22 protein-coding genes are annotated in these 25,921 nt (G+C 35.2%); 11 read left to right on the top strand and 11 right to left on the bottom strand.

What is annotated here, in order from left to right; genetic code table 11:
• Position 1: 1 nt before the first annotated feature.
• The 8 genes from H8R22_RS05550 to H8R22_RS05515 form a co-directional block, all read right to left on the bottom strand.
• The gene (locus tag H8R22_RS05550) at positions 2–1,051 is read right to left on the bottom strand and encodes an NAD(P)/FAD-dependent oxidoreductase (protein ID WP_187008551.1); all 1,050 of its coding nucleotides are present in this window, start codon (positions 1,049–1,051) and stop codon (positions 2–4) included.
• Positions 1,052–1,137: 86 nt separating this feature from the next.
• The gene (porN, locus tag H8R22_RS05545) at positions 1,138–2,028 is read right to left on the bottom strand and encodes a type IX secretion system ring subunit PorN/GldN (protein WP_187008552.1); all 891 of its coding nucleotides are present in this window, start codon (positions 2,026–2,028) and stop codon (positions 1,138–1,140) included.
• 48 nt (positions 2,029–2,076) lie between these two features.
• A complete protein-coding gene (porM, locus tag H8R22_RS05540; protein ID WP_187008553.1) occupies positions 2,077–3,618 on the bottom strand; it encodes a type IX secretion system motor protein PorM/GldM in 1,542 nt (513 codons plus the stop codon).
• A 46-nt stretch (positions 3,619–3,664) separates the two neighbouring features.
• Positions 3,665–4,318, bottom strand: coding sequence for a type IX secretion system motor protein PorL/GldL (gene porL, locus H8R22_RS05535; protein WP_187008554.1), 654 nt, complete (start codon positions 4,316–4,318; stop codon positions 3,665–3,667).
• 64 nt (positions 4,319–4,382) lie between these two features.
• On the bottom strand, positions 4,383–5,789 hold the full coding sequence (gene porK / locus H8R22_RS05530; RefSeq protein WP_187008555.1) for a T9SS ring complex lipoprotein PorK/GldK: 1,407 nt from the start codon (positions 5,787–5,789) through the stop codon (positions 4,383–4,385).
• A 259-nt stretch (positions 5,790–6,048) separates the two neighbouring features.
• Positions 6,049–7,197, bottom strand: a complete 1,149-nt coding sequence (locus H8R22_RS05525) for a formimidoylglutamase (protein ID WP_187008556.1) — start codon at positions 7,195–7,197, stop codon at positions 6,049–6,051.
• 65 nt (positions 7,198–7,262) lie between these two features.
• On the bottom strand, positions 7,263–9,797 hold the full coding sequence (gene topA / locus H8R22_RS05520) for a type I DNA topoisomerase (protein ID WP_187008557.1): 2,535 nt from the start codon (positions 9,795–9,797) through the stop codon (positions 7,263–7,265).
• A gap of 168 nt (positions 9,798–9,965) precedes the next feature.
• Positions 9,966–10,739, bottom strand: a complete 774-nt coding sequence (locus H8R22_RS05515; protein WP_187008558.1) for a DeoR/GlpR family DNA-binding transcription regulator — start codon at positions 10,737–10,739, stop codon at positions 9,966–9,968.
• A 130-nt stretch (positions 10,740–10,869) separates the two neighbouring features.
• On the opposite strand from H8R22_RS05515, the gene H8R22_RS05510 reads away from it, so the two are divergent.
• The 11 genes from H8R22_RS05510 to groL all read left to right on the top strand — a co-directional run bounded on the left by H8R22_RS05510 (position 10,870) and on the right by groL (position 22,703).
• The gene (locus H8R22_RS05510) at positions 10,870–12,447 is read left to right on the top strand and encodes a glycerol-3-phosphate dehydrogenase/oxidase (RefSeq protein ID WP_187008559.1); all 1,578 of its coding nucleotides are present in this window, start codon (positions 10,870–10,872) and stop codon (positions 12,445–12,447) included.
• Between the two features lie 29 nt (positions 12,448–12,476).
• Positions 12,477–13,973 carry a glycerol kinase GlpK gene (glpK, locus tag H8R22_RS05505; protein WP_187008560.1) on the top strand — a complete coding sequence of 499 codons (1,497 nt, stop codon included), beginning with the start codon at positions 12,477–12,479 and terminating at the stop codon, positions 13,971–13,973.
• 25 nt (positions 13,974–13,998) lie between these two features.
• Positions 13,999–14,727: an MIP/aquaporin family protein gene (locus tag H8R22_RS05500; protein ID WP_187008561.1), complete on the top strand. Its 729-nt coding sequence runs from the start codon at positions 13,999–14,001 to the stop codon at positions 14,725–14,727.
• Between the two features lie 26 nt (positions 14,728–14,753).
• Entirely contained in the window at positions 14,754–15,545 is a 792-nt protein-coding gene (locus H8R22_RS05495) for a hypothetical protein (protein ID WP_187008562.1), read from the top strand.
• A 306-nt stretch (positions 15,546–15,851) separates the two neighbouring features.
• On the top strand, positions 15,852–17,297 hold the full coding sequence (gene miaB, locus H8R22_RS05490; protein ID WP_187008563.1) for a tRNA (N6-isopentenyl adenosine(37)-C2)-methylthiotransferase MiaB: 1,446 nt from the start codon (positions 15,852–15,854) through the stop codon (positions 17,295–17,297).
• Between the two features lie 216 nt (positions 17,298–17,513).
• Positions 17,514–18,770, top strand: a complete 1,257-nt coding sequence (locus tag H8R22_RS05485; protein ID WP_187008564.1) for a sigma-54 interaction domain-containing protein — start codon at positions 17,514–17,516, stop codon at positions 18,768–18,770.
• A 54-nt stretch (positions 18,771–18,824) separates the two neighbouring features.
• The gene (locus tag H8R22_RS05480; protein ID WP_187008565.1) at positions 18,825–19,328 is read left to right on the top strand and encodes an LptE family protein; all 504 of its coding nucleotides are present in this window, start codon (positions 18,825–18,827) and stop codon (positions 19,326–19,328) included.
• Positions 19,329–19,394: 66 nt separating this feature from the next.
• A complete protein-coding gene (locus H8R22_RS05475) occupies positions 19,395–20,246 on the top strand; it encodes a tetratricopeptide repeat protein (RefSeq protein ID WP_187008566.1) in 852 nt (283 codons plus the stop codon).
• Between the two features lie 3 nt (positions 20,247–20,249).
• Complete coding sequence (gene secG, locus H8R22_RS05470; RefSeq protein ID WP_187008567.1) at positions 20,250–20,579, top strand: preprotein translocase subunit SecG; 330 nt, start codon at positions 20,250–20,252, stop codon at positions 20,577–20,579.
• Between the two features lie 138 nt (positions 20,580–20,717).
• On the top strand, positions 20,718–20,993 hold the full coding sequence (locus H8R22_RS05465; RefSeq protein ID WP_007137725.1) for a co-chaperone GroES: 276 nt from the start codon (positions 20,718–20,720) through the stop codon (positions 20,991–20,993).
• A gap of 84 nt (positions 20,994–21,077) precedes the next feature.
• Positions 21,078–22,703: a chaperonin GroEL gene (gene groL, locus H8R22_RS05460; protein WP_187008568.1), complete on the top strand. Its 1,626-nt coding sequence runs from the start codon at positions 21,078–21,080 to the stop codon at positions 22,701–22,703.
• A 94-nt stretch (positions 22,704–22,797) separates the two neighbouring features.
• Here the strand turns inward: groL and H8R22_RS05455 are convergent, their stop codons facing one another.
• The 3 genes from H8R22_RS05455 to H8R22_RS05445 all read right to left on the bottom strand — a co-directional run bounded on the left by H8R22_RS05455 (position 22,798) and on the right by H8R22_RS05445 (position 25,895).
• Positions 22,798–23,481 carry a DedA family protein gene (locus H8R22_RS05455; RefSeq protein ID WP_187008569.1) on the bottom strand — a complete coding sequence of 228 codons (684 nt, stop codon included), beginning with the start codon at positions 23,479–23,481 and terminating at the stop codon, positions 22,798–22,800.
• A 190-nt stretch (positions 23,482–23,671) separates the two neighbouring features.
• Complete coding sequence (locus H8R22_RS05450) at positions 23,672–25,030, bottom strand: MBL fold metallo-hydrolase (RefSeq protein ID WP_187008570.1); 1,359 nt, start codon at positions 25,028–25,030, stop codon at positions 23,672–23,674.
• A gap of 31 nt (positions 25,031–25,061) precedes the next feature.
• Positions 25,062–25,895 (bottom strand): ATP cone domain-containing protein, encoded by an 834-nt coding sequence (locus H8R22_RS05445; protein ID WP_187008571.1) that lies wholly within the window; start codon positions 25,893–25,895, stop codon positions 25,062–25,064.
• Between the last annotated feature and the right edge of the window lie 26 nt (positions 25,896–25,921).

The following is a 25,921-nucleotide window of genomic DNA, read 5'->3' as shown; positions in this document are numbered from 1 at the left end:
ATTATCTCATTTTTTTATAAAACCGCTTGATATCGACTACAGGGTCAAGCGGCTTTTTATATTGTACCCATTCGTACAGTGCTTTAGCCATAGCAGGACCTAACATGACCCCACGCGTACCTAAACCATTCAAGATATGTACCGCTTCATGGTCCTTGTGTGTACCAATAAGTGGCCTTCTATCCTTTACTGTAGGTCTAACCCCTGCAAAGTGTTCCACTATCTCAAAATCACATTTAATAATTTCTTTGATTCTCTCCATTAATTCTTCTTTTCCCTCTTGAGTAGGTAAATCAGTTTTATCACGCCAATTGTAAGTAGCTCCAACCTTAAATAAATCATTTCCTAACGGTAGGATAAAAACACTTGTATTTACTATTACGTCTAAATTTAGTTCCTTAGCTCTAATAATAAAAAGCTCTCCCTTTGTGCCATCAAGTGGCAAATTATCAAAGTAAGGATTCTTATGCATGCCAAAACCTTCAGCAAAAACAATGTGTCGCGCTTCGATATCATTATACTTCACACCTGTAGATGTCACTTCCAAAACTTCGTACATAAACGAATCTTTGTAAAGTAGCGAATTCTCAAGCAGATATTTCTTATAATGCTCAACTAATAACGCAGTATCGACATAACCAGACTGCAACACCTGTCCATAGTTATAAGGCGAATCAATTCCGCTATACTTCTTGTTTACTAAAATAGTAGATAGAAAAGGAGCTAGAGCAAGTTTATCAGAAGCAGCAAACCAATTATTCTGCTCTTCAATAGAAAAAAATTTTCTAAGAATAGGAATTTTAAAATCAACAGAAACTTCTAACTTATTTTCCAGAGTTCGATAGAAATCACGCATCAAAACTAGTTGTTCTTGCGCTTGCCAAACTTCACTAAACCTTTTTAAAATAACTGGATTATATAACCCTCCTGCTATTTTTGATGAGTTTTGAGAATTGTTATCAAAAACAACAATAGATTTATTATCTGCTAATGCCATTTCTGCAAAAGCAATACCTGCCAATCCTGATCCAACTATTATAAAATCTATCATAGTATAAATTAAAACACAAAGGTACTTTTATAAAACAAAAAAACTCTTACCGTTAAGTAAGAGTTTTTTTTGTGCAGCTACATATGTTAGTAGTTCCACATATCTGATTCAAAGTTTCGGATTTTTTCTTTAACACGTTCCGATTCTAATAATTGACTTTGAGCATTGTCTTTCATGTAATCCTTGATTTCTCTATCTCCATAAACGTTTTCTTCTTTGTAGATTACGCTATTAAAATGTCTAGAATTTAAAATCTGATCAAATGATATTGGCATGGCCGAGTTTTTATCATTAAAAGACTTTGCTTCATGTAACACATCTCTAGCTGCAGGGAAAAAGATCCAAAATAAATCAATGTAATCCTTTTCATCACTGTTCATTGTATAAACATCAGGAGTAATAGGACAAATTCCTAATAGACGGTATTTAAGCTCACTTTGACGTTTATCAAAATACCAATACCCCTTTATCTTATATTGGGTTACATCCTGCGCAGTCAAATCAGACCTCATGATGTATTCCTCCGAAACTCGTTGACCTGCATTTACCTGCTCTCTACCAGCATCAGTAGTATCGATTCTTGATAATGATGCCTGAATATCTCTAAATGATTTTTTTGTATTAAAATAACTATCAGAGTACACTTCACTAATATCACCATTACGAATTGCTTTTGTTAAAACATCGTACAGTGATCTTCTATCCGAACCAATATTTGCTGTATCGATAGGAAAATACAAAGGGAAATTGATCTTTTCGCTAAGATCAATAATTTCCCAAGTCATTTTACCCATCAAAACATCTCTGTCATGAACATAACCATAAGCTAATGGTTTATCATTGTCTGAAATAAGTTGTGCAGCAGTTTTCAACCCAATTTCTTCAGGTATTTTTGCATTAAGCAAATTAGACTGTGCAAAAGAAGCCACACTCGTAGTTACAGTAATAATAACTATCAAAAAATTTCTTACGTTCATAATGGTATGATTATAGAATATAGAAGACACCTTGCGGATACTTCCTTATTATTGTAATTCAAAAATAACTGGAGCAGTTCTAGGTAATAAATAACTACCTGCACCAACTAATTTAGTTTTTATTTCTGAAATAGTCACTTGATCACCTCTTCCTGCTTTAGAAAGAACTGCTTTACATTGCGCATTAAGTTTATTTCCTTGCACAACAACTGTAGGCTGTCCTGCAATTTTAAAATTAAATCCTACAACATCTAAACCTACTTCAAAATCAAAGTCTTCTAATTTCGCTCCAATAGTAGCAACTTCTAGATTAGATTTAGGACCTTTTACAACTCCTGTTTCACCTCTAATTGTTCCTGTTGGACCTGGAATTCCCTTTATTCTGTACACTCTCTTATCATTTGCAACTTTTCCGTCAGCCATTTTACCTGAAACATTGATTACAACCTCGTTACCACCTTGTGGACTCATGTTGTATTTACCGTTTCCAACTTTAGTTAAACCTGGTGCCGATGCACTAACATCACTATCAGCTATACCAGCGAAAGAGATAGACATTGGGTTAACAACACCCCTATACACTACGTTCATTTTGTCTGCTGCGATAGTAGCTGAATTTGGTCTTGGTACCACAACATATTTACCTGTGAATTTCAACGGAATAGTTTTACCATCTTCTACAAAAGTAAATTGACCACCAATGCTCTGCTCACCTACTCCACCTGCTGTTAAAGCTATTTTAGCTTGTCCCGTTGCTGGATCTAATTTGGCTCCCGTTACACTTGTAGGTTTTGTATTTTCATCATAACGACCTAAAACAACTTTCCCAGTAACAGCTTCTCCTTGAAAATAAGCGTTTTTATCTAACACCACAATTGCTTGGTAGTTACTATACGACGCCGCCGCAACAGCCGCTTTACCTAAGGCAGCACTGTATACATCAGATTCTGCTTTTTTAACATCACTTTGCCAAGCAGATAATTTTGCTATCGAAGCTACTGCAGGAAAACCTTTAAAGTGATAAGATAAATATTTAATAGTTACACCTTCACTATCTTTTACATCTGATACATCAAATTTACGATCGATCTCAGATAAAATAGAAGCATACTTTTTATCTGTACCAACAGCCGCTTTCATGTCTGCTTTATACTTATTAATTGTAGCGATGATTTCATTTCCTCTAGCTGTATATCCTTCACCAAGAAACCAACTATCGATGTTATCACCTTTGTCCATTTCTTCATAAGGCAACTTACCAGTCTCTGCGTCTACTTCAAATCCAGCTAAAACTTCTGTTTTCAAAGTTCCAATATAATCGTAAAATTGTTTAGTAGCCGTTTCTACTTTATGCGCGGTGATAGTTGCTAACGCAAATTCACCTTTAGCTTCAGCAGCTTTAGCATCAAGAGCCATTAACATTTGCTCATTTGATAGTTTTGAAGTTTCGTTTGAACTTTCAAATTTTTCATTCATTAAACCAAAAGCAGATAAAACTTCTTTTGACATATTCATTGCTAACATAGCGATAAAAACCAAGTACATTAGGTTAATCATCTTCTGTCTAGGGGTTAGTTTTCCTCCTGCCATATTTTCTAATAATTAGTTTATTGTTTTTAATATAGTTCGAAACTAATTATCCTTTGTTACTCATCGCAGATAACATACCACCGTAAACGCCATTCAAAGAAGACAAGTTAGTAGTTAAAGATTGCATTTGCTCTTTTAATTTAAGGTTATTCTCAGCAACTTCTTCATTGATTTGAGCATTTCTTGAAGCACTTTGCAATTGAATTTTATACAAGCTATTCAAAGATTCCATTTGGGCAGCAGCTGTTGTCAACTCTTCACTGTATTTTTTAGTAGCAGCAATTCCGTCGGCAGCGGGAGCAATTCCTTTAGCAGCAGATTCAAAATTCTTGATACTATTTCCTAAGCTAGCCATAAGCTCTCCGTCGATCTTAGCATCTTTCAACATTGCGTCTAGTTTTTGAGAAAGCATCCCTTGAGTATCTGTAGGCGTTTCTACTTTTACTTTTGTTTTAGCAGGACCTTTAACTCCATTTGCTAATTCAGGATACACTAAAGTCCAATCTAATTCGTCATCTACTGGTTCGAAAGCAGAAAGTGCGAAAATTAATGCCTCAGTCAACAATCCTACTGATAGCATAACAGTACCTGTTAAAGGACCTAATTCAAAGTGAGTGATTTTAAAAAGAGCTCCTACAATAACCACTGCAGCTCCCATTCCGTATGCAAAATTCATTGCTTTTTTTCCTAATAATGCCATAATTCCTTAAGTTTTGATTTGTTAGATTTGGTTTTTTTTTTAAAAAAAATATAAGTAGGGTTTCTTATTTAGTTTTTACGCGAGTCCCATTACCAGTAGTTTGAACTCCCATGTAATCTTGTACGGTTCTGAATCCAATATAGCTTCTTGCAGAGTCTGCATATTCATAGTCTCTTGTACTTACTTGTAAGAAGTACGAAACATCTTTCCAAGAACCACCGCGTACCACTTTGCGTTTATTAGATGCATCTAAGACGTTTGGGTTCATTGTAGATACGTATTCGTAAGCATTAGGATCGTAAGATGAATCAGTCCATTCAGAAACATTACCAGCCATGTTATATAAGTTGTAACCATTTGGCTCATATGATTTAGCTTCCACAGTATATAATGCTTGGTCTGCTGCATAATCTCCTCTACTTGGCTTAAAGTTAGCTAGAAAACAACCTCTATCATTTTTAGTGTATGGCCCTCCCCAAGGATAAGTAGCTGATTCCAGACCACCTCTCGCAGAGTATTCCCATTCTGCCTCGGTAGGTAACCTGAATGAGTTGATCAAATCATGCCCTTTCTTTTTTGCTTTGATATAGGTATTTTTGTTTAATGTTCTCCAAGCACAAAATGCTTTTGCTTGAGTCCATTGTACTCCCACAACCGGATAATCTCCATACGCTTTGTGCCAAAAATAATCATTGTGCATAGGCTCATTGTACGAGTAAGCAAAATCTTTGATCCAGACAGTAGTATCAGGGTATATCTTAACCTCTTCCGTCTTTATGAAATCTTTACGTTTTCCTACTTTTGCTTTAGCAGCCGCTTGAATATCCATCCAAGAATAGCGAAACTTTAACTTATCAACATCAATAGTTCTTAAGCCATTGTATGATGCCTCAATAGGTAAGTACATTGAATCCATTACCTCTACATAAGCTTCGTCAGGATATAACTTTGGATCTTTTATAAGTTTTACTTTTTTATTCAATTTCCTACCAGCATACGGATCATCAGCAGTACCTATACTGTAATAATTGTCATACATGTACTTATCATAAGCAGTCATTTTCTCAGGATCGGCATCATTGAATGCAAAATCACCAATGCTACCACCTTTAGTACCTTTTCCGTCTCCCGGTGTTGCACCATTAAGGTCTGCCATGATCGCTAAACGAACGCGCATTGTTGAGTCCTTAACCCATTCTACGAATTGACGATACTCACTGTTTGTGATCTCTGTTTCGTCCATGTAGAATGAACGAACGGTAACAGTTTTCGTAGGAGCATCTTGAATAGATGCAACGTCGTCATCAGACTTACCCATAATAAAAGCACCGCCTGGAACAAGAGTCATTCCATAAGGTTTTTCAGGATTCCATTTTTGACCTTTAACACCCACTAATTCCCCTTTATCACTTGATTTACCACAACCAATCAATAAGGTCAAAATTGCCATCAATGCAATGAACTTCTTCATAAAAATTCGGGTTATATTCATTATTTTTTAAGTCTGTAAACCTATTTATAATTTATTAATAAAACAATACTTTTTTTCTTAAATTAAAAACATAACCAAAATTAGAGTTAAATAAATTATAAAAAAAATATTTTACCGACAAAATGCAAAAAAATACGGTAAAATACATAATTATCCGCTAAAATACCTTTTTATCACAAATTACATAAGAATTAGGAGTATCTTTTAGCTCATTATTTAAACACAGAAGAGAAAAGCGTTAAACCGTATTTTTACGCTGTGCTTTCCACCATCTTTCGGGTAATTCTTGGTTACACGCTCCTAAATATTCATCATAGGAACATGGTAATAACGTATTCCTTTTTAATTTATTATTAACATTTGAAATAAATGGTATTTCGATCCACCATCTGTCCGTTTTATCGCTTTTGAAGAACACTAGCGTTTCGTCTTCAGAAGGAACAATGTATTTTATATAATTTTCTCTACTTCCAAAAGGATACTCATTAGAACGATAATGGAAACCTTCTATAAAATACCAAATTATCTGAGCAATTAAAGGTGCCTCTTGAGCAGAGCTATCATGATTAAAGATTCCAAAAGAGGATACTTTATCACTAATACCAGCATATCTAGCTAAAGAGCAAATTTCTTTACCATTAAATCCATTTGGAGCAAAAGAGCTAAAATTTCCAGAATCGGCAGATTTAATAGCGTTCAAATCCAAGCTAACAATATCAGCATCCCTAAAAACAGGTTCTGCAAGCGCTAAATTATTTGAAATTTCGCCTAAACGATAGGCATCGAAAAACAATTTTTCGATCAAATCAATTTCCTCTTGGGAGTTATAGTACGTTTGATACCCTATGTTACAGTAATTAAATAAATTATTAGGCTCATCAATAATAATTTTAGTAAGATAAGAACCCGCTGAAACGTTTTCATTTTCTTTACCAAAATCAAACTTACTATCAATAGCAACAAGATTCACCATTTGCTCTAGTTCATCATAGGCCCGATACAAACCATAAGTTAGGTCTTGCGAACCACCAATTACGATAGGTATTATTCTGTTCTTTATAAGATGAGCAACTATTTTTTTCAGGGCAAAATAGGAATCATCAATAGAATTTCCTGCTGCTATATCACCTAGATCAGCTATAGAAGCATCCCAATTTCCAGGAAACATTGTATATAGTTCTTGGCGCACTGCTGTCAAATCAACTGAAGCTGCCATACTGTGACCTCTATTATCTAGAACGCCTACAATAGCAATAGTCACTTTATTTAAATCTGGAAAATGATCTTTGGTGTGAAAAACAATTTTGCTTCCTAATTGTTGAGGGTCAAGCTTATAAACTACCTCTAAAAATTCGTTTTGCAGAGGGGATAGAAAATCAAATTCCATTGTATATATTTTAATCGCCTTTTCTAAAATTTAAAAAAAGGCGAGATCTAGTCTATTTGCTTGTATTACTTCTTTTTGACAGCGGCTTTTTTAGCTGCTGGTTTTTTGGTTGCGGCGGCTTTTTTAGCAGGTGCTTTTTTCGCTGCGACTTTTTTAGCAGGCGTTTTTTTAGCAATCATTTCTTGAACCTCTTCCAAAGTCAATTTTGTTGCATCTACATCTTTGCTTAACTCAATTTTAATTTTACCCTTAGTAATAACCGAGCGTCCCCAACGTGCTTTTTCTACTAAAATGCCTTCGTCTTCCCAATTATGAAGTACTTTATCAATATTTTTTTGAATTTTATCTTCAATTAAGGTCTCAATATCCTGTTGTGATAAATTATCAAAGTTATATTTCTTACTAACATTGATAAACAAACCGTCCCATTTGATAAAAGGACCAAAACGTCCTGTTCCTTTTTGAACTCCTTCTCCTTTATAAACAGCTATAGGAGCGTCAGCAAGTGCTTTTTCATCAATTAACTCTATAGCACGATTAAAATCTACGTCCAATGGGTTCTCCCCTCGAGGTAAAGAAATAAAAGCGGCTCCATGTCGAATATAAGGGCCATAACGACCATTACTAACTTCTACTTCAGCTTCTTTGTATTCACCTAAATTTTTGGGTAACAAAAATAAATTCAACGCTTCTTCTAGCGTAATCGTACCAATATTTTGCTCGTTCATTAAACTGGCAAATTTTTTCTCTTCGTCTTCTGCATCACCAATTTGAGCCATAGGACCAAATTTCCCTAAACGGACAGACACTGGTTTACCCGATGCTGGATCAGTACCCAAAATACGTTCTCCACTTTCTCTCTCTGCATTAGCTTCAACATCTTTAACCGTCGGATGAAACTGATCATAGAACTCCTTCATCATTACTGACCAATCTACATTTCCCTCGGCAATTTCATCAAAATCTTGCTCGACCTTGGCAGTAAAGTTATAATCTAAAATATTCCCAAAATTCTTTACCAAGAAATCAGTAACAATTGTTCCGATATCTGTAGGAACTAATTTTCCTTTATCTGAGCCTGTATTTTCCTTTAACAACTTCTCTCCTAATTTATTAGCTTGCAAAGTAAGTTGAGTATAATTACGCTCTTGACCGTCAAGATTTCCTTTTTCGACATAATTTCTATTGATAATCGTAGAAATTGTAGGCGCATAAGTAGACGGACGACCAATACCTAATTCCTCTAACTTTTTAACTAATGAAGCTTCAGTGTAGCGAGCTGGCGGTCTAGAATACCTTTCAGTTGCTGTGATGTAATTATTCAATAATTTTTCATTCACTTTCAAAGCAGGCAACATTCCTTCCTGCTCCTCTTCATCATCATCGTGTCCTTCTAAATATACTTTTAGGAAACCTTCAAAAAGCAACACCTCACCTGAAGCTGTAAATAACTCCTCATGATTATTAGCCTCAATTTTTACGTTTGTTCTTTCTAACTGCGCATCACTCATTTGTGAAGCCAATGTTCTTTTCCAGATCAAATCATACAAACGCGCTTGATCTCGATCGATATTTACCGTGTGACGTGACATATCCGTAGGACGGATTGCCTCGTGCGCCTCTTGAGCACCTTTACTTTTATTGGTGAATGTTCTTGGTTTAGAAAATTCTTTACCATACGATTTAATAATTTCGGCTTGAGCCGCTTCCATAGCGTCCTTCGATAGATTTACACTATCAGTTCTCATGTAAGTGATTAATCCTGCTTCATACAAACGTTGGGCTAATTGCATAGTGATACCTACTGGTAAATACAATTTTCTTGCCGCCTCTTGTTGTAAAGTTGAAGTTGTAAATGGACCTGTTGGTGATTTTTTTGTTGGTTTCGTTTCTAAATCCGAAACTTTATATGTAGAACCTACGTTTTTGTGTAAAAAATCTTCTGCCTCTTTTTTAGTGTTGAAATTCTTGGGTAATTTTGCTTTGAACGATTTTCCTGCTTCGTTTGTAAACTCAGCAACAACAGAATAAGTTGCTACTGCATTAAAATTTTGAATATCTCTCTCACGCTCAACAATCAAACGAACCGATACAGATTGTACACGCCCCGCTGATAGTCCGCCTTTGATTTTTCTCCATAATACGGGAGATAATTCATAACCAACTAATCGATCTAATACACGACGTGCTTGTTGTGCATTCACTAAATTGTAGTCAATCTCACGTGGATTATCGATTGCTTTTAGAATGGCATTTTTAGTAATCTCATGAAAAACAATACGCTTAGTTTTCTTAGAATCTAGATTCAATTCTTCTGCTAAATGCCAAGAAATAGCCTCACCCTCACGGTCCTCATCACTTGCTAACCAAACCATTTCGGCTTTTTTTGCCAAACCTTTTAATTTTGTTACTAGTGCTTTTTTATCTGCAGAAACTTCGTATTTGGGTTTAAACCCATTCTCGACGTCAACACCTATTTCTTTTGAAGGCAAGTCGGCAATATGCCCATAACTTGACTCCACTTGGTAATCACTTCCTAGAAATTTCTCGATTGTTTTTGCCTTTGCAGGGGACTCAACTATTACTAAATTCTTTGCCATTGCTCTATTTTTCTGGAACAAAAGTAGAAGTTTTTTTTAAATATAGGGCTTTTACAAATTTTAAAAATATTTTTCATCTGAAAAGCTACTTTCAATATCGCAATCAATAACGACAACGAAACTTAAAATACAAACCTATATATTACTCCTTTATAATAGGATAACCTTCTATTCTTTTCCAGCAATAACAACATCTATTCCGATTTCCTCTAGTTTCGCTTTTGTCTCATTATCAATTCCTGCATCAGTGATTAAAACATCTATTTTATTCAAATTACATATTTTACCAAACCCTTTAATATTCATTTTAGTGGAATCCGCTAACACTACTACTTTTTCAGCTACATCAATCATAGCCTGATTTAAATGTGCTTCAAGGGCATTTGATGTACTTAAGCCAAATTCAAGATGTATTCCATCTGTTCCTAAAAACAGCTTATTGCATGAAAACTGACCTAATATCGACTCCGCTATTGGTCCCACAGCAGAAGCGGAGCTGTTTCGAATATCTCCACCTAATTGAATGGTGTCTATGCTAGGTTCTTGACAAAGCTCCAATGCGACTTTTAATGAGGGCGTTAAAACTGTCAACTTTGTAAAACCTTTAATAATTTGAGATAGATAATAAATGTTCGATCCTGAACCCAATATAACATAATCATTATTACTAATATATTTTAGCGCTTCATTTGCAATCTGCTTTTTTTGCTCTACTTGTAAACCCTCCTTATCATTTGCATCTCTTTCAAATGCATAAATGGGCTGTTTACTTGCGCCTCCATGAGTGCGATGTAACAGCTTCTCGTTTTCTAAAAAATTTAGATCCTTTCGAATAGTTACAGTTGAAACATTGTGCGTCTCGCACAAATCGACAACATTAACATATCCTTTTTTGTTTAATTCGTTTAATATATCTTCTTGTCTTCTGTTAATTATAGTCATCCCGTAGTACTTATATGAATTTAATTAGCGAAAGATACAAAAATAAATTTTATACAATAACTTCGTTTAGTTTCGTTTAATTTCATTATATTTGTAATTCGAAAGTATTTAACGGAAAAAACTATACATAATGAAACTATCAGAACAGTTAACAAAAGCAAAGCAAACTCCTGAATGGGACGTAATCATCATAGGAGGTGGTGCTAGCGGATTAGGAACTGCACTTGATGCTGCGAGTAGAGGCTATAAAACTATTTTAGTCGAAGCAGTTGATTTTGCTAAAGGAACCTCCAGTAGAAGTACTAAATTAGTTCATGGTGGTGTTCGTTATTTAGAACAAGGCAATATATCACTTGTTAGAGAAGCATTAAAAGAAAGAGGGTTGATGGCAAAAAACGCAGCACATCTTGTTAAAAATCAATCTTTTGTAATTCCAAATTACAATTGGTGGGGTGGTTATTTCTATACGATTGGGCTTAAGATCTACGATTTACTTGCAGGTAGATTAAGTTTAGGAAAATCTGAATATATCTCGAAGAAAAAAACAATTGAATTACTCCCTACAGTTCAACAAAAAGGACTAGTAAGCGGCGTTATTTATCAAGACGGACAATTTGACGATTCTCGCTTAGCAATTAATATTGCTCAAACTGCAATCGAACATGGTGCTTGTCTTTTAAACTACGCAAAAGTTGTAAATTTAATTAAAGACAACAACAACATCGTCACTGGAGTTAGCGTCAAAAACCAAGAAAGTGGAGAGCTGTTTGACCTCAAAGGGAAAGTAATCATAAATGCAACTGGAGTTTTCACTAACGCAATTATGAAACTAAACGACACTGTCTACAAAAAATATATCGTACCCAGTCAAGGAATTCATCTTGTATTTGACAAGTCATTCCTACCAAGCGATTATGCATTAATGATACCTAAAACAAGTGACGGCAGAGTATTATTTGCTGTACCATGGCATGATAAGATTGTTGTAGGAACAACAGATACACTAATAAAAAGCCACAGTTTAGAACCCATCGCATTAGAAAAAGAAATAGCGTTTGTCCTTGAAACAGCGCAACGTTTTCTTGCTAAAAAACCAACGCGCGCTGATGTGCTATCTGTCTTTGCAGGGCTTAGACCGCTTGCAGCACCAGAAAAAGAGGGAAAAAGTACTAAAGAAGTTTCTAGAAGTCACAAGATAATTGTTTCAGAAACTGGATTAATAACAATAACAGGGGGGAAATGGACTACCTATAGAAAAATAGCCGAAGACATAATTGACAAAGCTATTACCGTTGGAAAACTACCTACAAAAGAATGTAAAACGGAACATATAGCAATACACGGTAATTTAAAAACAAACACTCAGGATAGAGCAAACCATTTGTATATATACGGTACAGACATTCCAAAAATAATAGCGCTACAAAAAGAAGATCCAAGATTAAAAGAAAAGCTACATCCTGATTACGAATACACCATGGCCGAGGTTGTGTGGGCAATACGCTACGAGATGGCAAGAACGATTGATGACATATTATCCCGAAGAGTAAGACTATTATTCCTAGATGCACGCGCGGCTGTCGCTGTAGCAGATAAAGTTGCTAAAGAACTTGCTAAAGAACTTGGACACAATGATGAATGGGTTGAAAACCAAATAACCACATTTAAAACACTTGCAAAAGGATTTCTTTTAGCAGAATATCAATAAGTCTAACTAACCCATAAAACTTACCAATCATGAAAAATAAATTTATCTTAGCTCTTGACCAAGGAACAACCTCTTCACGAGCAATTATATTTAACCACTCAGGAGAAATTGTGAGGATTTCTCAAAAACCATTCGAACAAATTTTTCCTAAACCAGGATGGGTAGAACATGATCCAAATGAGATATGGTCCTCACAAATAAGTGTTGCCGCCGAAGTAATTGCGAAAACAGGAATTAATGGAAAACAAATCGCGGCAATAGGAATCACAAATCAAAGAGAAACTACTATCGTATGGGACAGAGAAACAAGTGAGCCTATATACAATGCTATCGTTTGGCAAGATCGTAGAACTGCAAAATATTGCGATGAGTTAAAAGCAAAAGGGCATGCTGATATGATTCAAAAAAAAACTGGATTAGTTTTAGATGCTTATTTTTCAGGAACTAAAGTTAAATGGATTTTGGATAACGTTCCCGGTGCTCGCAAAAAAGCAGAACAAGGAAAATTATGCTTTGGAACTATAGACACCTGGTTAATCTGGAAGCTTAGTCGCAGCAGGCTCTTTATGACAGATGTTAGTAATGCTAGCAGAACCTTATTGTTAAACATTCATACTTTAGAGTGGGACCTTGAGTTATTAGAATTATTTGACATTCCAAGAGCCATGTTGCCAGAGATAAAGCAAAGTAGTGAGATATATGGAGAAACTTGCACCACTCTGTTTGCTACAAAAATACCTATTGCTGGAGTTGCTGGAGATCAACAAGCTGCACTTTTTGGTCAGTTATGCACTGAACCCGGAATGGTTAAAAATACGTACGGAACAGGATGTTTCATGCTTATGAATACAGGAAGTAAACCCGTGTATTCAAAAAATAATTTACTAACTACTATCGCATGGAAAATTAATGGTAAAACAACTTATGCCTTGGAAGGAAGTGTTTTTGTAGGCGGCGCTGCTGTCCAATGGCTGCGTGATGGTGCTAGAATGATAGAATCAGCAGAGGAAATTGAAAACTTAGCACTGAAAGTAGAAGACAATGGTGGTGTTTACTTCGTTCCTGCACTTACCGGTCTAGGCGCACCGTATTGGGACCAATACGCTAGAGGTGCTATTTTAGGGATTACAAGAGGCACAACCAACGCCCACATAGCTCGGGCCACTCTTGAGGGTATTGCTTACCAAGTATATGATTTGGTAAAAGCAATGGAAGCCGATTTTGGAAAAAAAGGCAAGGAATTACGAGTTGATGGAGGAGCTGTATCTAATAATTTGCTGATGCAATTTCAATCAGATTTATTTAATTTTAAAGTAATTAGACCTAAAACACTTGAGACAACCGCGCTAGGAGCAGCGTATCTAGCTGGGCTTGCAGTGGGATACTGGAATAGCGTAGACGATTTGCAACAACAATGGTCGATTGACCGCGAGTTTAATCCAAAAATGTCAAGAGATAAAGTAGATGAATTAGTCCATAACTGGGATAGAGCCGTGGGAAGAGCATCTAATTGGATCGAAGATTAACTGTATAATAGTAAAAAAGTAAAATATGACACCATTTACAGCAGAAATAATAGGAACAATGCTAATGATATTACTAGGTAACGGAGTAGTCGCTAACGTCGTACTTAAAGATACGAAAGGAAATAATTCAGGGTGGATTGTAATCACAACGGGGTGGGCATTTGCGGTATTCGTTGGAGTTATAGTTGCCGGTCCCATAAGTGGCGCTCACCTCAACCCCATTGTTACTTTGGGATTAGCACTTATAGGTAAATTTGAATGGAACATTGTCCCTACCTATATTATCGCACAAATAATAGGATCAATGCTTGGAGCACTACTAGTCTGGCTATCTCACAAAGATCATTTTGCTGCCACAAATGACGACGGTGCAAAGCTAGCCTGTTTTAGTACTGGTCCAGCAATAAGAAATTACTCTTCTAATCTAATAAGTGAAATCATTGGAACCTTCGTGCTTATTTTTGTTATTTTCTACCTCTCAGGTCCAGATTTAAGTATTGCAACGGCTGCTGACGCCAAAATAGGTTTAGGGTCTTTAGGCGCCTTACCAGTTGCCATATTAGTATGGGTTATTGGACTAAGTTTAGGAGGCACAACTGGTTATGCAATAAATCCAGCTAGAGATCTAGGTCCTAGAATTATACATTCCTTGCTTTTGAAGGGAAATAGCGATTGGAACTATGCTTGGGTACCAATCCTTGGGCCGATTATTGGTGCTGGTCTAGCCGCCTTTTGCTACTTAATACTTACGTAAAGTTCGCTCTAAAATAAACTAAAATCATGAAGAAATTTATAATGGCCGTTGTAACTTTAGTTACAGGGTTACCTAGTTACGGCCAAAAAAAAACAGTTTCAGATACAATTCCTACCACTAAAGAAAAAATAAAAATCTCTCGATTAGACTTTAATGTCAATCTCAGAACTAGCCATTTATGGAGGGGACTTGTTATCAATGACGGAATGACCGCTACTGGATACATTCATTATACCATAGGTAAAAAACAAAACTTTACAACTGGTTTATGGGGTGGCGCAGGATTCGATGGAAAATACACTGAAATAAATTATTTCGTTCAGTATCAGAAAAACAATTTTATTATCGGTTTATGGGATCTATTCAATACAACAGGAATCAACTCGCCAAGAGTGTTTAACTATGACAAAAACACTACCACACACCTCATTGACTTAAGAACCTCCTATCGTTTCCCGAAAACCTTTCCCTTACGCATTGAAGCAGACATACTCCTGTACAGTGGATTAAATGATCGCGAACGCAATAGTAGTTCTTACTTTCGTAGTAGAAACTCTACCTATGTTGAACTAAGTTATCCACTGATTAGAGATCAAAAGACAAATCTAAATATCTTTATGGGTGCTGCTTTTCCTATTAACGGAAGTAAACACCTATACACTACTAAAGCTCAAAGTTCTTTTGATATCGTAAATACAGGCATGACCGTCTCTAAAAACATTGAAATATTTCACTATCAACTACCAGTTTCAGCAACTGCAATGTGGAACCCTTCTAATAAAATTGCTAGAATCCAGTTAGATGTTAAGTTATTTTAAACTCTACATTTATATTTTGAAACACCAATTATCACAATAACGTTTCTTTACTATAAAAAACTTTTCCTTCAAATATCCATGACTACATCAACCCAAATCTACTGTGTAGCTACAAAATATTTGTAAGCATAGTAATCGAGAGATAAAAAAGAGGTAAAGTATTTCTTCCTAAACGTCAATGCAAGAAACATCTTGATTTAAACAAAGTGAAAGGAAACAAAAAAAGCAAAAACATTGTTAATTCTTAGTCTGACATCTTGTCACAATAGATCGAATTGCTGTATCTTTGCGTTTTGAAATTACATAATGGAAAAGATTATTGAAGAAGGTAAACAAGGGGAAGCGCTTGTTTTAGAAAATAAATCAGGAAACACTAAAAAACTATTCATTGAGAGTTACGGCTGCGCTATGAATTTTTCGGATAGTGAAATTGTGGCTTCTATTTTATCAGAGAACGGATACAACACCACTCAGACATTAGAGGACGCCGATTTAGTTTTGGTAAATACGTGCTCGATTCGAGACAAGGCTGAACAAACAGTACGCAAAAGATTAGAGAAATATAACGCTGTAAAACGCATTAACCCTAAAATGAAAGTGGGCGTTTTAGGTTGCATGGCAGAGCGATTGAAGAGTCAGTTTCTTGAAGAAGAAAAAATTGTCGATTTAGTTGTAGGTCCAGATGCTTATAAAGACTTACCTAATTTACTAGCAGAGGTTGAAGAAGGTCGTGACGCTATAAATGTAATATTGTCGAAAGATGAAACATATGGTGATATTTCTCCTGTGCGCTTAATGAGTAATGGAATTACAGCATTAGTATCTATAACCCGTGGTTGTGATAACATGTGCACCTTTTGTGTCGTACCTTTTACTAGAGGTCGCGAACGTAGTCGCGAGCCGCAAAGCATCATGAAAGAAATTCAGGACTTGTGGGACAAAGGTTTTAAAGAAATCACTCTTTTAGGTCAGAATGTAGATAGTTACTTGTGGTACGGAGGTGGTTTGAAAAAAGATTTTGCTACTGCATCAGAAATGCAAAAAGCAACCGCCGTAGATTTTGATCAACTGCTGGAAATGGTAGCGGTAGGTTTTCCAAAAATGAGAATTCGCTTTTCTACCTCTAATCCACAAGATATGCATGAAAGTGTATTGCATGTAATTGCAAAACACAATAATATATGTAAGCACATTCATCTACCCGTGCAATCTGGTAGTAACCGAATTCTGAAAGAAATGAATCGCTTGCATACTCGTGAGGAATACATGACTTTGATCGATAAAATAAGAACTATTATTCCTAATAGCTCAATATCTCAAGATATGATTGCTGGTTTCCCAACAGAAACTGAGCAAGACCATCAAGATACGCTGAGCTTAATGGAATATGTGAAATATAATTTTGGTTATATGTACTCTTACTCTGAACGTCCAGGAACACTAGCTGGTAGAAAGATGGAAGACGACGTAACGGATGAAACTAAAGCTAGGCGTTTGCAAGAAATTGTAGATTTGCAACAAAAACATGCTTGGGCACGATCTGAGGAATTTATTGGTCAAACCGTTGAGGTTTTGGTTGAGAAGGTTTCTAAAAAATCGACCGAAGAGTTTTCAGGAAGAAATTCACAAAGCATCACCGTTGTTTTTCCAAAGGATAATTATAAAATAGGAGATTTTGTAAATGTGAAGATTAACTCTTGTACTAGCGGAACTCTAAAAGGTGAGGCAGTAGGATTGAGTGAGATGAATTAAGAATTGAAAGTAGCATGACAAAAAAACAAATACTACTCGCATTAGTCACTTTTCTTGCAGGATTTGGAGGCACATTCTTTATTATAAGAACCTACTTTCCAAAACAGAAAGTCGAAAAAAAAGTTGAAATATCTCATACTAGTACTAACACATCTAAATAAGATATCGATTCTAGTAAACAAATTTTACAAACTGCCTTTTACATCGCATTGAAATATGGAAACAGTCCAAAATATAAAACAACGATTTGAGATCATTGGGAATGACCCAAAACTAAATCGTGCCATAGAAAAAGCAATTCAAGTAGCTCCTACTGATATTTCAGTTTTAGTAATTGGGGAAAGTGGTGTAGGAAAGGAAAGTATTCCAAAAATCATACATTCTTTATCCCACAGAAAACACGGTAAATATATCGCTGTAAACTGTGGAGCTATCCCTGAAGGAACAATAGACAGTGAACTATTTGGTCACGAAAAAGGAGCATTCACAGGAGCAACAAGTACCCGTGAAGGCTATTTTGAAGTTGCAGATGGAGGAACAATATTTCTTGATGAAGTGGGTGAATTACCGTTGACGACTCAAGTACGATTGTTGCGTGTTTTAGAAAACGGAGAATTCATTAAGGTGGGTTCGTCACAAGTTCAAAAAACAGATGTCAGAATAGTAGCGGCTACAAATGTTAATTTATTTGATGCTATCGAAAAAGGGAAGTTTCGTGAGGATTTGTATTACCGTTTAAGTACAGTAGACATTCTGCTTCCACCTTTGAGAGATCGAAAAGACGATATTCATTTACTATTTAGAAAATTCGCAGCCGATTTTGCTCACAAATATAAAATGCCCCCGTTAAAACTAGAGGATAGTGCGGTACAGTTATTACAAAAATTTCGCTGGAGCGGAAACATTCGTCAATTAAGAAACGTAGCCGAACAGCTATCAGTTTTAGAGACCAATCGCGAAATCACGGGAGCCACTCTTCACTCCTATTTACCAACTGAAGGAAGCAACCTTCCATCAGTCATAAAAAACAAAAAAGAAGAAAGTGACTTTAGCACAGAAAGAGACATTCTATACAAGGTTTTGTTCGACATGAAAAGTGATTTGAATGATTTGAAGAAACTAACGTTAGAATTGATGAAAAACGGGGCTGCAAAGGCACAAGAAATTAACCCAAACCTTATTCAGAAAATCTACGGTGTAAAAGAGAATGACAGTGAAATAGACTTTGAAGAACAGCCAGGAACGGGAGTAATAGCGAGTCCGCAACATAATGAAAACTATGAAGAAGAGGAAGATAATTATCTTTTTGCAGAAACTATAGAGGAGGAAGAAGTTTTGCGCTTAGAGCAAAAGGAAATCGAAATGATCAAAAAGTCATTAGAAAAAAACAAAGGCAAACGAAAAGCAGCAGCGGATGAGTTGGGTATTTCTGAACGAACTTTGTACCGAAAAATCAAACAGTTCGATCTATAAAACCACTGATCTATTACTTTGTAAAAACCAAAATTTTAAAGCTATACAATTCACATGAGAAAAATATATTGCCTTTTATTGATAACAACCTCATTTTTATTAAATAGCTGTGGGGTGTATAATTTTACAGGAACAGGAAAAATTGACGCTAGTACATTTCAGGTAAATTTTTTCCAAAATAATGCTGAATTAGTTGAACCTGGAATTGATAGAACTTTTACCTTACAACTTCAGGATTTGATTCAAAATCAAACGAATTTAAATTTAACCAAAAACGGAGCCGATTTGACCTATGAAGGTGAGATTGTAGATTATCGTATTAGTCCGATGACAGCAACTGCAGATCAACAAGCTTCTCAAAACCGATTAAAAATTAGGATAAATGTTCGATTTACCAATAAGAATAAAGAGACTGATAACTTTGAAAAGACATTTGAATTCTTCTACGATTACCCAGCAACAACTCAATTGAGTGGAGCTTCATTAAATGTAGCACTAGACGAAATTTTTGACAGAATCACTCAAGACATATTCAATGAATCATTAGCTAAATGGTAAATAGTCAGTAGTCTATTTAAATTAATAACAAAGAATAATAATCCAAACGGAAAAGAACAAGCTATCATGAATGTAATGGAATACACTCAATTAATGAACAAACCCAATGCTATCTCTGAATTGCAGACTGTTGCATTGGAGAAAGTGTTAGATGAGTTTCCTTATTTTCAGAGCGCAAGAGCTCTACGTCTAAAAGGACTATATGATCAAAATAGTTTTAGGTACAATATAGCCTTAAAAATTACAGCTGCTCACACTACAGACAGGAGTGTTTTATTTGATTTTATAAGCTCAGCATCTTTCATTGCCATTCAGAAAGCACTATTTGATAAAAAGAAACAAGAATTATTTGATATCACAGTAATTGATAGTGAAGAAATTTTAACGAAAAAAGAAAACGAAAGCAATAGCAACAAGCTTGAGCAATCAATTCTATCCTCTATAAAAGAAGCTACTTCGTCCACAACTCAAGGAACCAATAAAAATATTGAGGAAAAACTAGCTATTGGGAGTCCACTCGATTTTGCTGAAAATGAAAAACACTCTTTTCAGGAATGGTTAAAATTATCTCGAATCCAACCTATTGTTAGAAGCCAAGAAGAAGTAGAAATACCAAAAAGTACTATTATCGACGAGGTCAAAAAGAAAAAAGAAGCCCTAATCAATAAATTCATAGCAACAAGCCCGAAGATTGCTCCTGTAAAAAACGGAACTCCTTCTCCCGCCTATTTTGATATTAATAAGGACGACAACTCGTCCCTAATGACTGAGACACTTGCAAAGGTATATTTAGAGCAAAAAAAATATCAAAAAGCCATACAAGCTTATGAAATATTAATTTTGAAATATCCAGAAAAAAGTAGTTTCTTTGCAGACCGTATATCGGATATTAAGATTTTACAACAAAACAATAATTAAGCAATGAGCACATTTTCAATTTTTTTAGTTTTAATCACAATAGTTTGTTTTCTATTGATCGTAGTAATTATGGTTCAAAACCCTAAAGGTGGTGGTCTTTCCTCTTCATTAGGTGGTTCAACACAAATAGGAGGAGTACAAAAAACCTCTGACTTTTTAGACAAAAGTACTTGGACATTGGCAACTATATTAATTGCGCTTATCTTACTATCTACTTTGAGCTTCACTGGAACTCTAAGTGATACCGATTCTAAAATCATTGATAATGTAGAAGCTACTGCACCAGCAGCACCAACACAAGATGCACCAGCAGCAACTACTCCTGCTAATTAATTCATACTTTACAATATAAAAAATGCCAGCTTGTCAAAGCTGGCATTTTTTATAGGTAAATATGTCACCTAAACTAGTATGGCATAATTTCTGAAACCCTAAAGAAGATTATAAAAACACATTTAAAAATATAAAATCATGGCTTTAAACATTAAACCGCTTTCAGACAGAGTTCTTATCGAACCAGTTGCCGCAGAAACAAAAACTGCCTCAGGTATTTTTATTCCAGACACTGCCAAAGAAAAACCACAAAAAGGTACTGTTGTAGCTGTAGGAAATGGAACTAAAGAACACACTATGACAGTAAAAATTGGTGACTCTGTACTTTACGGTAAATACGCAGGAACTGAATTAAAATTAGAAGGAAAAGATTATTTGATCATGCGTGAAGATGATATTCTTGCAATAATCTAAAATTTTGTTTCCCGTTTAAAAACTAAGATTGAATAAATAACAATGAGGACGAGATTGCTTCGTTCCTCGCAATGACAAATTAAAATGGCAAAAGATATAAAATTTGATATTGAAGCTCGCGACGGATTAAAACGTGGAGTTGATGCATTAGCAAATGCAGTAAAAGTTACTTTAGGACCTAAAGGACGTAACGTAATTATTGGAAAATCATTTGGAGGACCAACTGTCACTAAAGATGGTGTTTCTGTTGCAAAAGAAATTGAATTAAAAGACCCATTAGAAAACATGGGAGCTCAAATGGTTAAAGAAGTAGCCTCTAAAACAAATGATTTAGCTGGAGACGGAACAACTACTGCGACTGTCTTAGCACAAGCGATTGTAAAAGAAGGTTTGAAAAACGTAGCTGCTGGAGCCAACCCAATGGATTTAAAAAGAGGAATTGACAAAGCTGTTGAAGCTATTGTTGCTGACCTAGCTAAGCAAGCAAAAGTTGTTGGATCTGATTCTGATAAAATAAAACAAATCGCTTCAATTTCTGCTAACAATGACGAAATCATAGGTGAATTAATCGCCAAGGCCTTCGCCAAAGTTGGAAAAGAAGGAGTAATTACTGTTGAGGAAGCAAAAGGTACAGACACTTATGTTGATGTAGTTGAAGGAATGCAATTTGACAGAGGATACCTATCTCCTTACTTTGTGACTAACTCAGAAAAGATGGAAGTAGAACTAGAAAATCCGTACATTTTATTGTATGATAAAAAAGTGTCTTCTCTTAAAGAATTACTTCCAGTTCTTGAGCCAGTTGCTCAATCAGGAAAACCATTATTGATTATTGCTGAAGATGTTGATGGAGAAGCATTATCTACATTAGTAGTAAACAAACTTCGTGGAGCTCTGAAAATCGCTGCTGTCAAAGCACCTGGCTTTGGAGACAGAAGAAAAGCAATGTTAGAAGATATCGCAATCTTAACTGGGGGAACAGTGATTTCAGAAGAAAGAGGATATACTTTAGAGAACACGACTATAGAAATGTTAGGTACTTGTAAAAAAGTAACTATCGATAAAGATAACACTACAGTAGTTAGTGGCGCTGGTGAAGCTGATATGATCAAAAATCGCGTAAACCAAATCAAAGGTCAAATGGAAGCTACAACTTCTGATTATGACAAGGAGAAATTACAAGAGCGTTTAGCTAAATTAGCTGGTGGTGTTGCTGTTTTATATGTAGGAGCCGCATCTGAAGTTGAAATGAAAGAGAAAAAAGACAGAGTAGACGATGCTTTACATGCAACTCGCGCTGCTGTGGAAGAAGGTATTGTTGCAGGTGGTGGTGTAGCACTTTTAAGAGCTAAAGCTGCTTTGATTTCAATTAAATCTGACAATGCTGATGAAGCTACTGGTATACAAATTGTAGCTCGTGCAGTTGAATCTCCATTACGCACTATTGTTGAAAACGCTGGTCTTGAAGGCTCAGTAGTTGTAGCAAAAGTAGCCGAAGGAACAGGTGATTTTGGATACAATGCTAAAACTGATGAGTATGTTGATATGCTTAAAGCGGGAATTATTGATCCTAAAAAAGTAACACGTGTAGCTTTAGAAAATGCTGCTTCGGTTGCAGGAATGATCTTGACTACTGAATGTGCTTTAATAGATATTAAAGAAGAAGGCTCAGCTATGCCAATGGGTGGTGGTATGCCAGGAATGATGTAAAAATTAAGCATTTTGATTATAAAAAAATCCGTCTTACTGTTAGTAAGACGGATTTTTTATTTAGAAGATAGATGTCGCGTTAAAAATATAATTCCTAATCTATGGATTCAGGAGATTTCTTAGCGAACTTAAGTAATACTGGAGATAATGTAAGAACAACAAGTGCGATAACAATTAACTCAATATGCTCTTTTAAATTAATCCCGTAATTATTTAATAAAAAACCATACAGATAATGACCGGCAAAAATTAATGTAAACGACCATAAAAAAGAACTCACTACGTTATAAAACATGAATTTTTTCTTGTCCATTGTAACAATACCCGCAACTATAGGTGCAAAAGTTCTAAATATTGGTAAAAATCTAGCAAAGATAATTGCTCTTCCTCCGTGCTTTTCAAAAAAGTCCTTAGATTGAACTAAATACTTCTTCTTAAACCAAAAACTGTCCTCTTTATTGTATAGATAATACCCACTTTTAGATCCAAACCAGTACCCCACTATGTTTCCTAAAATTCCTGCTAGTGCAACCATCAAAGATAGCAACACTACATTAATGAAAGAACTTTCTATAAACAGCACATTTTCTATCAATTCGCGATTGTAAATTCCAGCTAGAAACAATAGACTATCTCCTGGCAGAAAGAAACCTGCAAATAGGCCTGTCTCTGCAAAGACAATAAATAAAACGATGTAAATACCCATTTTAATACCATTCACATCAAAGTGAATATAAAAAAGCGGATCTATTAAATTTTTCCAATCAAAATTGTTCATTTCTGGGTGTATTTATGCTAAAATATTTTGAACGTGAAAGTAGTTATTATTTACTTTACGAACAATAGATTGATATATTTTAGATTTTAATTAACTATTAATTTAAATATTAATAGAAAGCGAAATTTTAATCCGCAAAACACAACTAAAATTGAATCATTTTTTAGCTCTAAAAACCGAAATAAAATACTTAAAGTTCAAATTCCTGACCTAAAAGAGGAACGCAACAATCAAAACCGTAACGCTCTATAATTTTAATACGAAGTTCATCAGCAGGTTGGTTTTCACCGTGAACAATAAAAACTTTTGAAGGCTTACTTTTTAAATCTGACAACCAATTTAACAAATCGTTCTGATCTCCATGAGCTGATAAACCTTTGATTTCTATCACTCTCGCTAACACAGAAAATATCTTTCCATAGATTTTAACGTTTGCCGCTCCTTCAATCAATTTTCGACCCCGAGTTCCTTCACCTTGATAGCCTACTAAAATAACGGTAGTTTCTGGCTTATTAATGTATTCTTCTAAATAATTCAATACCCTTCCTCCGGTTACCATTCCGCTAGCAGCAATGACTACTTTGGGTTTTTTCCTCCCTATAACTTCCACCGTATCCCTGAAATCAGTAATCATGGAAAACATTTTACTCATAGCAACACAATCTGCAACTGAAATTTTATGCCAATTACTATTATTAAAAAATATATCAAAAGCACTCACACCCATTGGTGAATCAATGATATAGGGTATATCCGGGATCTTGCCTTCTAATTTAAGTTGCCATAAGAGGTACATTACTCCTTGAGCACGCTCTACAGCAAAACTTGGTATAATTACAGTTCCTCCTTTTTTAACTGCATTGTTGATTTCGATTTCCAATTCTGCTTTAGCATTAGTATCTGGATGAAGTCGGTCACCGTACGTACTTTCTAGAAAAACATAGGTTGCATCTTTAGGCTTGGTAGGCGGAAACATCAGTATATCATTGTCGCGACCTATGTCTCCCGAAAAAACAAGCTTTTTATTTTCACAATTTACCTCAATAGTACAGGCTCCAATAATATGACCAGCGTTTGTAAATTTTGCCGAGATATCTCCACCAAGAAGTGGTATTGTTTCATTTGTTTTGATAACATGAAATAGCCCAAATACTTTTTCAGCTTGTGCTACTGTGTAAAGCGGTTTAGCGATATCATGCTTAGAGTACTTTTCCTTATTCGCCTTTTTTGCTTCATCCTCTTGAATTTTAGCACTATCTATTAGAATCAACTTTGCTATTGCCATCGTAGGATTACTGCAATAAATCTTACCTTCAAATCCCTGATCAACTAGCAAAGGCAACCACCCACAGTGATCTAGGTGTCCATGCGTTAACAAAACACAATCGATTGTCGACGGCAAGACTGACAGTGGCTGCCAATTTAATTCCCGAATTGGTTTTATTCCTTGAAATAGGCCACAATCAATTAAAATAGTATTGGTACCGCTCTGTAAAACAGTTTTTGATCCTGTTACAGTCCCTGTTCCTCCCAAAAATATAACTTTCATAATTTGGTAATTTAGATTTCATATTTATTTCCTAAAAAACAAAACGACACAATTCTGCTGCTTCCTTTAATACTCTTTTAATTCTATTTTCACTTAATCCTACTTTTTTAAGTACATTATTGTTGCTAAGCAATTCCTTCACTAAAATAACATCGAGAAACAATAGTTTGTCTTTTTCAGCTAGCGATATTGTAGTTAAACAAGTTACAGGATAGAGACAGTCCCTGTCATTTTTAGTTTTTAAATTATTATTTTTTGGGTAGTTCCAGCTTAGTAATTTGAGTCCTGCGCAAGCTGCATAGGTTATTGCATCAGACGTAAATCTATTATTAGTTGCAATCCAACATTCACTAATAACATCATTGTTAGAAAAAATAGTATGCGGAAGTACTTTAAGATCGTTAAATCTAGAATGAATATACAAAGGAACTTTCACATCTGAAGCTGCAGTTACACTTCCATGGAACTTGCACTCTACCATTGCAATTTGCCCTTCTTTTTTGAACAATACATCAATCTCATGAGAAACGCATTTACCTTGCAGAATCATATTGATTTTCGTTTCACATCCTTCCGCCTGAAATATTCGTGCGATATACTTTTCGAAAAAAAAACCAGCAGGTCCTAGCAGAAGCAAAGCGGAGCGAAGATTGTATCTTGCTGCGTGAGAATTAGATTGTTTTTTTAAGAGAGAAAAAGCTTTTTTATAAATTGTTTTAGTGGTTATACCTTCGTATAATTCTTTTTTAATTTGATTTAATATTTCATCTACCACTCCTTTACTGGCTCCTGACTTTGTTAGCGAGACCCTAAGCTTTATTGCATCAAAATCAACTATTTCACCTGAATTTTTAATGATCTTCATACCTATAAAAATAAATGATTAAATAA

This window comes from Flavobacterium kayseriense (assembly GCF_014305095.1).
GTDB lineage: Bacteria > Bacteroidota > Bacteroidia > Flavobacteriales > Flavobacteriaceae > Flavobacterium > Flavobacterium kayseriense.
The sequence above is the reverse complement of the archived record's forward strand: the minus strand, read 5'-3'. Positions and strand labels throughout refer to the sequence as shown.